Source organism: Streptomyces torulosus, from assembly GCF_001419765.1.
GTDB classification, from domain to species: Bacteria; Actinomycetota; Actinomycetes; order Streptomycetales; family Streptomycetaceae; genus Streptomyces; species Streptomyces torulosus.
In genome coordinates this window covers 1-12065 of sequence record NZ_LIRK01000038.1, presented here as the reverse complement: position 1 = coordinate 12065, position 12065 = coordinate 1, and the positions used below count along the sequence as shown (strand labels likewise).

The window sequence follows — 12065 nt, the reverse complement described above, 5'->3', positions numbered from 1 at the left end:
AGGGAGTGGCTGTCACGGCCCGGGGAGGGGACGGCGGTCAGGCGCCGGGCGCGCGGCGGTCGGTCACGAGGCGCATGCGGGCGGCCGTCGCCAGGGAGGCGTGGGCGCCCTCTCCGCGTGCGGAACCGTTCGCGCCGAGGGCTCCCTCGTCGAGAAGCGCCGTCAGCTCGGCCGCCTGTCCGCTGTCCGTGAGTCCGAACACGGCGCCGGAAGCGGTGTCGGCCCCGGCGCGGACGTCGACGAGCCGCACGACGACGTCGTCGCGGTGGAAGATCGTGCTGCGCAGCACCGGTCCGTGCGCGTCGTCCGCGGCCGCCGCGTCCTGCCGGGCGAGCAGTTCCGCCAGGCGCATGCCGCAGCCCTCGCGGGCGGGGTAGTGGTAGGCGCGCCGTTCGGCGTTCCCGCTCTCCTGGCTCGCCGTCACATGGTGCACGGCGGGCAGGGCCGCGCGGGTGAAGAAGAGGCGGGCGGACTCCGGGTCGTCGAGGTCCCGGTCCTGCTCCAGATACGGGTTGATGGCCTCCTCGACGGCCCGCACCTCGGGCTGCCGGGCGACGTGCCGCAGCGCGGCGAGCAGGTCGCCCCGGACCTCGATGGCCCGCACGACCCGGTTGCCGTGCATGAACAGGGAGGTGCGGCAGAGCCGGGTGGTGGCGTCGACCTGCGGCTCCGGCGGGTCGTAGTCGGCGAGGATCTTGGCGACGACGTCCTCGCTGCCCGGCTTGACGGTGAAGGTGAGCGCGTGCCGGATCACGCCGTCACCGATGCGGGGTGACGCCTGGAGGCGACGCTGCCCGGACGCGGCCTCGGCCGCCGGGCCGCCGGTCTCCCGGACGATGTGGAAGCGCAGGGACCGGGTGTCGCGGACGCAGCTGTGCAGCGGCTCCACCATCCGTACGTGTTCCTCGCTGTTGACCCAGGTGAGGAACGGCGGGGCGCTCTCCCACTCGCTCGTGATGAGCCATTGGGAGGGGTTCTCGATGGACTGGCACAGCTGGTCGCTGACATGTCCGGGGACGGATGCGACCTGGTTGCACAGGCCCTCGTACGCCTCCAGGAACTGCTGCTGGGCCCCGTCGTGGACGTCGACCAGCAGGACGACCCGCAGCGGGGAGCCGTCGAACACGGACTGGGAGACGCGCTGCGATGCCGGTGACGCCGGCGGTTCCGAAAGGCGGTCAGATGTGGTGGTCATCCTGCGCACTTCTCCTTCATTGGCGGAGGCGGACGAATGTCGGTTTCTCGATCCTGTGCCCGGCTCGGGAAGCGCGCGACTCGTGTGCTCTGCCCAGGTGACCGCCATCCGCTCGACGCGAAAGGCGGGGCCCCGCGGGCGGGCGGCGGGCGGCCGTCCGCGACCCTGGGAAAGCCGCTGTGGCCGTCACGCGACGAGGGCGTGACGCAACAACGGCCGGCGTTTCCGGCGCACCGTCAGGGGGGCGGCCGGTCGGCCTCCCTGTGGTGTGTGGCGTCGTCTCCGGGGGTCAGAGGGCCAGGACGGTGTCCAGGATCTGGCGCAGGGTCGTCTCGGGGTCCGGGACCCGCTCCGGGGATCGCCACGCCACGAACCCGTCGGGCCGGACGAGGACGGCGCCCGAGGGTGTCGTGCCGTGGGCGGCCGACCAGCTCGCGTCGCCGACGGGTGTCAGCTCGGCGTCGGGCCCGTCGCCCAGCCGGTACGACGTCAGGGGGACGGACGTCGACGCGGCGAGTCGGACGGCGGCCTCGTGCCATCCGCTCGGGGCGTCGGCATCGCTGAGCAGGACGAACGACCGCTCGTAGAGGTCGAGGGTGGAGATCTGTTCGCCCCGGTGGCGTACCGGCACGTGGGGTGCCCTGCTGCCGGGTTCCCCGGACAGGTCGAGGCGTTCCGGTACGGCCGGCGTGGCGGGGTCGGCGCCGACGACGGCGCCTTGCGGATAGCGGTAGCCGAGGGCCACGTTGAGGACGCCGCGCTGGGGGCCGCCGCCCTGCGCTCCGGGGGGCGGGGCGAAACCGGGATGGCTGTGCTCGACCGACCGCGCGGCGGCGCGGGCGCTGGTCGCCTCCGCCACCGGGCGGCGCTCCACGTCGTACGTGTCGAGCAGCCCCTCCCCGGCCCAGCCGCCCTGCACCGCGGCCAGTTTCCACGCCAGGTTGTGGGCGTCCTGGATGCCGGTGTTGGAGCCGAACGCCCCGGTGGGGGACATCTCGTGGGCCGAGTCACCGGCCAGGAAGACATGGCCCGACCGGTAGCGGCGGGCGACCCGCTGGGCGGCGTGCCAGGGAGCCCTGCCGGTGATCTCCACGTCGAGGTCGGCGACGCCGATCGCGCGGCGGATGTGCGCGACGCACCGCTCGTCGGTGAACGCCTCCAGGGTTTCGCCGTGTTCGGGGTGCCAGGGGGCGTGGAACACCCAGTTCTCCCGGTTGTCCACGGGCAGCAGCGCGCCGTCGGCGTCCGGGCTGGTCAGGTAGCAGACGATGAATCGCCGGTCACCGACGACGTCGGCGAGCCGGCGGGAGCGGAACGTGATGCTGACGTTGTGGAAGAGGTCCCCGGGACCGCTCTGCTCGATGCCGAGCTGCTCGCGGACGGGGCTGCGGGGGCCGTCGGCGGCGACGAGGTACTGCGCGCGGATGGTGGTGTGCTCGCCCGTCTCGCGGCTCTTGACCACGGCGGTGACGCCGGAGGGGTCGTCGGTGAACGACATCAGCTCGGTGGCGTAGCGCAGGTCGCCGCCGAGGTTCCTCGCGTGGTCGAGCAGGACCGGCTCCAGGTCGTTCTGGCTGCACAGGCACCACGAGCTGGGGCTGAACCGGGCGAGGCCGCCGCCCGCGTCGATCTCCTTGAACAGCCACTCCCCCGCGTCGCCGACCAGGGTGGGTGTCTGCAGGATCCCGTGGTTGTCGGCCAGCGTGGCGGCGGCCTCCCGGATCTTCGGTTCGACGCCGGCGGCCCGGAACAGTTCCATCGTGCGGACGTTGTTGCCTCGCCCACGGGGGTGGATGGAGGTGCCGGCGTGGCGCTCCACCAGGATGTGCCGTACCCCCAGCCGGCCCAGGAACAGCGAGGTCGACAGGCCGACGAGGGAACCGCCGACGATGAGGACCGGGACCTGAGGGGTCGTGGGGTCGGTTTGCTCGTCTCGTGGGTTCACCGCTCGCCTCCAGTGCTGCGTGGCCGTCGATTCGGCCGCATGCGGCCGTGCGGTTCATGCATGCCCCGCGGTTCGGAGGCCGCGTCACGCTTCACCCGCTAGGTCGTGTCCGGCCTAGGCGGTGCGGAGGCTGGGTCGTCAGTGGGACTCCCGGCTCACCTCGGATCCGCTGGAGCCGGTCAGGAAGTCGAGGTCGGCGCCGGTGTCGGCCTGCGTGACGTGGTCGACGTAGAGGCGTTCCCAGCCGCGGCGGGGGGCGGCGTAGCCGTCGACCGTGGCCTTGTCGGGGGTGCGGCGGGCGAGTTCGTCGGCGGGTACGTCGACCTCGATGCGGCGGGCCTCGACGTCGAGGACGATGACGTCCCCCGTGCGGACGAGGGCGAGGGGGCCGCCGGCCGCGGCCTCCGGGGCCACGTGGAGCACGACGGTGCCGTAGGCGGTGCCGCTCATCCGGCCGTCGCAGACGCGGACCATGTCGCGGACGCCCTGTTCGAGGAGTTTCCTCGGCAGCGGCATGTTGGAGACCTCGGGCATGCCCGGGTAGCCCTTGGGGCCGCAGCCGCGCAGGACGAGGACGGAGTCGGCGTCCACGTCGAGGTCGGGGTCGTCGATGCGTGCCCGGAAGTCCTCGATGGAGTCGAAGACGACGGCCCGGCCGCGGTGGCGGAGCAGGTGCGGGGAGGCGGCGGCCGGTTTGACGACGGCGCCGTCGGGGGCGAGGTTGCCGCGCAGGACGGCGATGCCGCCCTCGGCGACCAGCGGTTCGGCGCGGGTGCGGATGACCTCGGTGTCCCAGATCTGAGCGTCGTCCAGGTAGGTCACCAGCGGCTCGCCGGTGACGGTCAGCGCGTCGGGGTCGAGCAGGTCGCGGACCTCGCGCAGCACGGCGAGCAGGCCGCCGGCGCGGTGGAGATCCTCCATCAGGAAGCGGCCCGCCGGCTGCAGGTCCACCAGGACCGGGACGCGTGAGCCGATGCGGTCGAAGTCGTCGAGCGTCAGGTCGATGCCCAGCCGGCCCGCGATCGCGAGGAGGTGGACGACCGCGTTGGTGGAGCCGCCGATGGCGGCGAGGGCCACGATCGCGTTGTGGAAGGACCCCTTGGTCAGGAAGGTCCCGGGTCGCCGGTCGACGGCGACCATGTCCACCGCCAGCCGGCCGGTGTGGTGCGCGGACTTCAGCAGCCGGCTGTCCGGGGCGGGGGTGCCGGCCACGCCGGGGACCACGGTGCCCAGTGCCTCGGCGACCAGGGCCATCGTCGACGCCGTACCCATCGTGTTGCAGTGGCCCCGGCTGCGGATCATCGCCGACTCGGAGCGGAGGAACTGCTCCTGGGAGAGCGTGCCCGCGCGGACCTCCTCCGACAGCTGCCACACCCCGGTGCCGCAGCCCAGCAGGTTGCCGCGGAAGGTGCCGTTGAGCATCGGGCCGCCCGGGACCACCACCGCGGGCAGATCCACCGACGCGGCGGCCATGAGCAGGGAGGGGATCGTCTTGTCGCAGCCGCCGAGGAGGACGACGCCGTCGATGGGATTGGCCCGCAGCATCTCCTCGGTGGCCATGGCCGCCATGTTGCGCCACAGCATGGCGGTGGGCCGCACGTTCGTCTCCCCCAGCGACACCACGGGCAGGTCCAGGGGGATGCCGCCCGCCTCGTACACGCCGTTGCGGACCGAGGCGGCCACCTCGTCGAGGTGGGCGTTGCAGGGGGTGAGGTCGGAGGCGGTGTTGGCGATGGCGATCTGGGGCCGTCCGGTGAAGGCGTCGTCCGGCACACCTCTGCGCATCCACGCCCGGTGGATGTAGGAGTTGCGGTCCTGCCCCTCGTACCACTGCGCGCTGCGGAGCCTCACGATCGAACCCTTTCCATTAATCGGTACGACGATCTACAGTCTGGAACGCCATGCAGGATACGCAGACGAACGACGAATCGACAGACCCTTCCGGGATCGGCGCGACCAGGTCCAAGGACGGCGCGGCCGGCCCGGAGGGTGGCCGTCTCGTGGGCTCGGACCGGGTGCTCGCCGTGCTGAAGGAGCTGGCCCGATATCCCGACGGGGTGGGTCTGGACGAGCTGACCCGGGTGATCGGCAGTCCCAAGCCGACCGTGCACCGGGCGCTGGGCGCCCTGCGCCGGGCCGGTCTCGCCGACCAGGACGACAGCAGCCGCTATGTGCTCGGGGACGAGTTCCTGCGCATGGCGTTCGCGCACCACGAGGCACGGCCCGATCACGTCCGGGTCCGTCCGGTGCTGGAGGCGCTGGCGCACCGGTTCGGGGAGACGGCGCACTACGCGGTGCTGGACGGCCGGGAGGTCGTCTACCGCGCGAAGGTCGACCCGCCCACCGGGGCCGTCAGGCTGACGTCGACCATCGGCGGCCGCAACCCCGCCCACTCCACGGCGGTCGGAAAGGTGCTGCTCGCCCGGGAGTTGACGTCCCTGGAGGAGGTCCGGGCGTGGGTCGGTGACGTGCCGTTGGAGCGCCGGACGCCCCGGACGCTGTGCACGGCGGCCGACCTGCACACCGCGCTCGGGGCGGCGGCCGTCCAGGGCCATGCCTGCGAAGACCAGGAGAACGAGACCGGTGTGCACTGTCTCGCCCTGCCCGTGTACCTCACCTCGCCCACGGCCCCGTCCGGCGCGGTGAGCATCAGCGCCCTCGCCTATCGGACACCCCTGACCGCCCTGGTGGACGCGCTCGACGAGATCCGGGCGCTGCTCGGTCCGCTCGCCGAGCCGCACGCCTGACCCGCTCCCGCTCCCCCGCCGCCCCATCCTGGAGACAGCACCGTGTACCTCATGCGCATCGGCGCCCCCGGCGCCGAGAAGCCCGTCGCCCGCATCGACGACGAGACGTATGTCGACCTCTCCGACACCGTCACGGACTTCGACGAGCGTTTCTTCGGCTCCGGCGGCCTGGACCGCGTACGCCCCCTGGTGGCCGAACACGTGGCCGCGGGCCGGGTGTCGCGTTTCGCCGGGGAGCGCGTGGGTGCCCCCTTCGCCCGCCCGCACCAGATCCTGTGCATCGGGCTCAACTACCGTGACCACGCCGCCGAGAGCGGCATGCCCGTGCCGGACGAGCCGATCCTGTTCACCAAGTCGCCCAACACCCTGATCGGCCCCGACGACGACGTGCGCATCCCGCGCGGCTCGACGAAGACGGACTGGGAGGTGGAGCTCGGCATCGTCATCGGCCGTCGCACCTCCTATCTGGAGTCGGTCGAGGAGGCCCGTGAGGCGATCGCCGGCTATGTGGTCGTCAACGACGTCAGCGAGCGCGGCTTCCAGCTGGAGCGGGGCGGCCAGTGGGCCAAGGGCAAGTCCGCCGAGACGTTCAACCCGGCGGGGCCCTGGCTCGCCACCGCCGACGAGATCGACGACGTCCTCGCGCTCGACATGTGGCTGGACGTCAACGGGGTGCGGCGGCAGACCGGCAGCACCAAGACGATGATCTTCGACCCGTACTTCATCGTGCACTACCTCAGTCAGTTCCTCGTCCTGGAGCCTGGCGACCTCATCAACACCGGCACCCCGCCCGGCGTCGGCATGGGCCTCACCCCGCCCACCTACCTCCGGCCCGGTGACGTGATGGAACTGGGCATCAGGCACCTCGGCATCCAGCGGCAGCGTGTCGTGGCGCCCCGGTGAGCCGTCGGCCCATGCGTGCCTTCGTGCTGACCGGCCCCGGCGCGTACGAGGTGCGGGAGGTGCCCTCGCCGGTGGCGGGCCCCGGCGAGGCCGTGGTCGACGTCGAGCGGGTCGGCGTGTGCGGTACCGACGTGGAGTTCTTCACCGGCGAGATGGCCTACCTCCATCAGGGGCACGCCGCCTACCCCCTACGGCCCGGCCATGAGTGGTGCGGACGCGTCACGGCGGTGGGGGACGGCGTCGACCCCGGTTGGATCGGCCGCCGCGTCATGGGCGACACGATGCTGGGCTGCGGCGGCTGCCGCCGCTGTCTGCGGGGGCGCCGGCATGTGTGCGAGGCGCGGCAGGAGGTCGGCATCCGCGGTGCGCGGGACGGTGCCCTGGCGGAGCGGCTCGCCGTTCCGGCGTCCTCGTTGCACGCCCTGCCGGACTCCGTCGACGCCGTCCTCGGCGCGCTCGTCGAACCGGGCGGCAACGCCCTGCGCGCCGCGCGGGCCGCCGCGCCGAACCCCGGCGACCGTGCCCTGGTCCTGGGCCCGGGGACGATCGGCCTGCTGACCGCGATGTTCCTGCGTGCCGCCGGTGCCGAGGTCCATCTGATGGGAGCCACCGAGGGCTCCCTCGCCTTCGCCCGCGGCCTGGGGTTCGAGCACGTCTGGACGGAGGACTCGGTGCCCGACCTGCCCTTCGACGCGGTCGTGGACGCCTCGAACGCCGCCCCGCTGCCGGCGAGGGCCCTGGAACTCGTCGAGCCGGGCGGCCGCCTCGTGTACATCGGGCTGGCCGGGGAGCCCAGCCCCCTCGACACCCGCGCCCTCGTCCTCAAGGACGTCACGGCGGTCGGCATCCTGTCCGCGTCCCCCGGGCTCGACGCCACGATCCGTGCGTACGCCGACGCGACGGTCGCCCCCGGACCGCTCGTCGCCGCGACCGTGGGCCTCGACGAGGTCGGCCCCGTCCTCGCCGGCCGGCGCCCGGCGGGCGCGGGACCCGGACCGAAGATCCATGTCACCCCGTGAAGCGGGGTACGGCGTGGTAGGACGAACCGAAACAACCTCCACGCCCCTCGTGTCCGACAGAAGGAAGCACATGTCCCCCACGCATCGCATCCTCGTCATCGTCACCAGCACCGGCGAGTACGAGACGGTCGGCTACCGCACCGGTCTCTGGCTCGGTGAGCTGACGCACTTCTACGACGTCGCCGAGCAGGCCGGGTACGACATCACCATCGCCAGCATCGACGGCGGACCCGTGCCCCTCGACCCCGAGAGCCTCGCCCACGGCGTGCTCGGCGACCTCGGCACCGACAAGCGCTACACCGACCGCCAGTTCATGGACAAACTCAAGGACACCATGGCCGTGTCCGAAGCCGACGCCGAGGACTACGACGCCATCTACCTCACCGGCGGCCACGGCACCATGTTCGACTTCCACCAGACCCCGGCACTCGGCGCGCTCATCGCACGGTTCCACGACACCGGCCGCATCGTCTCGGCCGTCTGCCACGGCCCCTGCGGACTCCTCGACGTCACCCTGAGCAACGGCGAACCCCTGGTCAAGGGCAGGAACGTCACCGGCTTCTCCTGGCAGGAGGAGGAACTCGCCCAGCGCGCGAACGCCGTCCCCTACAGCCTGGAGGACCGGCTCAAGGAACTCGGCGCGTCCTACACCACCGCCGACAAGCCCTTCGCCCCGCACATCGTCGAGGACGACCGCCTCATCACCGGTCAGAACCCCGGCAGCGCCAAGGGCGTCGCCGAGGCGGTGGTCCGGCGCCTGGGCTGAGGGCGCACCCCCGAGGGCACCGGGACCGTCACAGCAACCGGAGTTCGCGGGCGCGGCGCACCGCGTCGTTGCGGCGGTTCACGGCCAGTTTGCGGTAGGCGCTCTTGAGATGGGTCTTCACGGTGTTCACCGACACATACAGATCGGCGGCGATCTCCTCCGTCGACATCATCTCGGCGGCCCGCCGCAGAACGTCCCGCTCGCGTCCGCTCAGCTGTTCCACGATCACCACGGCGTCGTCGTCGGCGAGGGCGGCCTCCGGGTGGGCGGTTCCGGGCTGGAGCCAGCCCGCCAGTTCCCGCAGGGGCGGCGCGGCGAGGAACGGCCGGATCCAGGGGCCCGCCTCGTGGAAGGGCCTGCGCAATTCGTCGCGGCGCGCCTGGTGCAGGGCCCGCGCGAGGAGGCGGCGGGTGGCGGCGGCGTCGCCCGCCCGGTACGCGGCCTGCGCGCGGACCAGGGTGGCGCGGACGGACACCGCGGGGCCGCCGCGCTCCTCCGGGTGCGCCCGGTCGAGCAGGTCGAGCGCCGCGTCGGGCCGGCCGGCCGCCAGCTGGGCGCGGGCGGCGCCCACCGCGCACGCCGGCTGGTCCTCGGGCAGTGACCGGAGCAGTTCGGCGGCCTCCTCCGGCCGGCCCTCGGCGAGGTGGACGTCGGAGGTGATCAGCGCGGTGCACGCCTCGGCCCAGGGGGAGGCCACCTCGGCGGCGACGGACGACCGTACGGCACGCAGCGCCGCCCGGGTGCGGTCGCGTGCCAGCAGCAGACGCGCGGTCGTGAGGGCCTGACCGGCGTCCAGCACCGGGTCGCGCAGCGCGGACTCGGAGCCGTCCACGGTCTCCAGGAGGGACTCGGCGGAGGCGAGGTCGTCGCGGTCGACGGCCACGGCGGCCAGGACCAGTCGTCCGACACCGCAACCGGACGGCTGCGGCGGTCCGCACCGTTCCGCCACGGCCGTCGCCGCGAGCGCGGTGCGCTCCGCCCGGCCGGTCCAGCCGTTCAGGCAGTCGATCAGCGCCAGGCGGCCCAGGCAGTCGACGCGCAGGAGTTCGGTGGCCGCTCCGCCGGAGGCGTCGGCCACCGAGGACAGGGCGGTACGGGCGTCCTCGAAGCGGCCGGCCCACAGCAGGGCCGAGCCCAGGTGGGCCACGAGCTGCGCGGTGAGTTCCGGATGCTTCTCCAGCAGGTCGGCGGGGATCCGGTTGCTCAGTCTCTCGGCCGCCGCCACCGCCCGGACCGCCCTGCCGGGTGATCCGGTCTGCCGGGCCACCACGGCCTCCAGCAGGGCGCAGCTCAGCCAGGCGGCCGCGAGGTCGGTGGCGTCCTCCACCGGGCCCCGCGCCACGAGGCTCTCCTCCGCGTGCCGTAGGTGGGCGAGGCCCCGGTCGACGTCGTGCCGGGCCAGTTCGCGGGCCGCGCGGACCAGGTCGGTGGCGGGGCTCGTCGCCTCGGGGCCCATCCGGGAGAACAGGTCGGCCAGTTCGTCGGAGCGCAGTCCGGTGAACAGCTGCCCGATGGCGAGGTCGTCGACGAGGACACCGGCGGTGAAGTCCCAGACGCCCGCCGCGGCGCCGTGGTCGAGGGTCTCCGTGAGGGAGCCGGAGTCGCGCAGCCATTCGGCGGCCCTGCGGTGCAGTTCGGGTTCGAGACCGGGTGCGCGCTCATGGAGGTGGGCGCGGAGTATCTCCCCGAACAGCGGGTGGAGGCGGTACCAGGTGTGGCCGAGGTGCTCCACGAACGCGTTGGCGCGGTGCAGCCCCGCCAGGATCGGCTCGGCGTCGAGGCGCCCGGTCAGCGCGTTCGCCAGGTCGGGGCAGAATCGGTCGAGGACGCTGGTCCTGAGCAGGAGATCCTGCGTCTCGGGGGTCTGCCGCTTGAGCACCTCCGCCAGCAGGTAGTCGGCCATCGGGGTGCGGTCGGCCTCGAACTCCTTGAGATAGGTCTCCGGGTGCGGGCTCTCGCGTGCCGCGAGGGCACACAGCCGCAGCCCCGCCGCCCAGCCGCGGGTCCGCTCCACGAGCGCGTCGGCCTCGGCCGGCGGCAGGCGCAGTCCGTGCAGCTTCAGCAGGGTGGCGGCCTCCTCCGGGGTGAAGGCCAGCTCCGCGTCCCTGATCTCGGTGACCTCGCCCGCCACCCGGTAGCGGTGCAGCGGCAGCAGCGGTTCGGTGCGGGTGACGAGGACCAGGCGCAGCCCCGCGCCCGCGTGGTGCAGCACGAAGTCGAGCTGGTCCGGTACCTCGGGGGCGGTGACCCGGTCGAACTCGTCGAGGACCACCGTCACGGGCCGTTCGCGCGCGCTCAGCGCGGTGGCGAGCCGGGTCAGGATCGCGGGGTCCACGCGGCTGGCGTCCGAGGGCGGATCGACCTCGGGCAGCCCCGCGCCGCAGAGCCGGAGGGCCTCCAGGAGGTACGCCCAGAACATGCCGCCGACCTGGCCGACCGTGTCGGCCGTGAGCCAGGCCACGGGGCCGTCCCGCCCGGCCGCCCAGTCGGCGGCCAGCAGCGTCTTGCCCGCGCCGGCGGCGCCCTCCACCAGGGTCAGCGGCGTCCGTCCGGATTCGTCCAGGCGTTCGACCAGCCGGTCGCGGCGCAGGAAGGTCGTCGGGCGTACGGGTACGGCGAACCGGGTCCGCAGGAACGGGTCGCCCTTGGGGTCGGCCCGCTCCGGGGCTCCCCCCGGTGCGTTCTGCTCGACCCCAGCCACGGCGCTCACCACCTGCGTTCGTCAGGTCGTGGACAGGTTGTCCGTCCTCAGCATCCCAGTGTTCGCGCCTGCCCGCCCGTCCGGCGGAACCCTGCGGTGCGATCAACGGACTGCCGGGGCTGCGGGCCGAGCCAAGGCGGGGCCAGAGCAGGGCGGGGCAGGGTAGGGCAGGGCAGGCCGAGGGCTTCCCTCCGCCAGGGGCGCGGCTCGCTAGGGCTGCGGGCGGCGGCCGCTGCGGCGGGGAGCCGGGGCCGCGCCGTCGAGGAGGGCGAGGCGGCGCTCCTCGCCGTGCTCCTCGACCTGGAGGACGACGCGCCGCAGTCCTTCGGCGACGCTGCGGCACTCGTCGACGTCGAGCTGTGCGGCGACGAAGGCCTCCTCCTCGTTGAACGCGGGGAACACGCGTCGCATCAGCTCCTCGCCCTCCTCGGTGAGGCTGAGCAGCACCAGCCGGCCGTCGGTGGGGTGCCCGGCCCGCCGGAGCAGCCCCCGCTTCTCCAGCGTCCGGGAGACCCCGGTGAGCGTCCCCTTGGAGATGCCCGCCTCCTCCGCGACGTGCCGGGTCTCCGACTCGCCCCAGATCCAGACCACCCACAGCACGACGAACGCCGTCCAGGTCAGGTCGGCGCCGCGCAGCACCGAGTTCTCCAGGTGCTGCCTCACCGCCGACGCGGCCCGGTAGATGTTGGCGACGACCGCCATCTGCTCGTGACGGACGGGGATGCCCCCGAGCTTCGCCTCCGCGAGCTTCTCGGCTTGTGTGATGGATCGTTGGCCGGGCACGGGCAC

The 12065-nt window shown here is 73.3% G+C and carries 9 protein-coding genes; 4 read left to right on the top strand and 5 right to left on the bottom strand.

Annotated features, from left to right (window positions below; genetic code table 11):
• Positions 1–37: 37 nt before the first annotated feature.
• The 3 genes from AOK23_RS03880 to AOK23_RS03870 all read right to left on the bottom strand — a co-directional run bounded on the left by AOK23_RS03880 (position 38) and on the right by AOK23_RS03870 (position 4991).
• Positions 38–1195: a SchA/CurD-like domain-containing protein gene (locus AOK23_RS03880; protein WP_055711342.1), complete on the bottom strand. Its 1158-nt coding sequence runs from the start codon at positions 1193–1195 to the stop codon at positions 38–40.
• Positions 1196–1484: 289 nt separating this feature from the next.
• The gene (locus AOK23_RS03875; RefSeq protein ID WP_055711341.1) at positions 1485–3140 is read right to left on the bottom strand and encodes an FAD-dependent oxidoreductase; all 1656 of its coding nucleotides are present in this window, start codon (positions 3138–3140) and stop codon (positions 1485–1487) included.
• Between the two features lie 138 nt (positions 3141–3278).
• The gene (locus AOK23_RS03870) at positions 3279–4991 is read right to left on the bottom strand and encodes an IlvD/Edd family dehydratase (protein ID WP_055711340.1); all 1713 of its coding nucleotides are present in this window, start codon (positions 4989–4991) and stop codon (positions 3279–3281) included.
• 50 nt (positions 4992–5041) lie between these two features.
• Here AOK23_RS03870 and AOK23_RS03865 point away from each other — a divergent pair, with 50 nt between their 5' ends.
• From AOK23_RS03865 to AOK23_RS03850, 4 genes are all read left to right on the top strand, one after another.
• On the top strand, positions 5042–5887 hold the full coding sequence (locus AOK23_RS03865; protein ID WP_055711339.1) for an IclR family transcriptional regulator: 846 nt from the start codon (positions 5042–5044) through the stop codon (positions 5885–5887).
• A gap of 42 nt (positions 5888–5929) precedes the next feature.
• On the top strand, positions 5930–6790 hold the full coding sequence (locus tag AOK23_RS03860; protein WP_055711338.1) for a fumarylacetoacetate hydrolase family protein: 861 nt from the start codon (positions 5930–5932) through the stop codon (positions 6788–6790).
• A gap of 11 nt (positions 6791–6801) precedes the next feature.
• Positions 6802–7809 (top strand): zinc-dependent alcohol dehydrogenase, encoded by a 1008-nt coding sequence (locus AOK23_RS03855; protein WP_055711337.1) that lies wholly within the window; start codon positions 6802–6804, stop codon positions 7807–7809.
• 70 nt (positions 7810–7879) lie between these two features.
• The gene (locus AOK23_RS03850) at positions 7880–8575 is read left to right on the top strand and encodes a type 1 glutamine amidotransferase domain-containing protein (RefSeq protein WP_055711336.1); all 696 of its coding nucleotides are present in this window, start codon (positions 7880–7882) and stop codon (positions 8573–8575) included.
• 28 nt (positions 8576–8603) lie between these two features.
• Here the strand turns inward: AOK23_RS03850 and AOK23_RS03845 are convergent, their stop codons facing one another.
• Positions 8604–11285, bottom strand: a complete 2682-nt coding sequence (locus tag AOK23_RS03845; RefSeq protein ID WP_055711361.1) for a winged helix-turn-helix domain-containing protein — start codon at positions 11283–11285, stop codon at positions 8604–8606.
• 201 nt (positions 11286–11486) lie between these two features.
• Entirely contained in the window at positions 11487–12059 is a 573-nt protein-coding gene (locus AOK23_RS03840; RefSeq protein ID WP_055711360.1) for a MarR family winged helix-turn-helix transcriptional regulator, read from the bottom strand.
• Between the last annotated feature and the right edge of the window lie 6 nt (positions 12060–12065).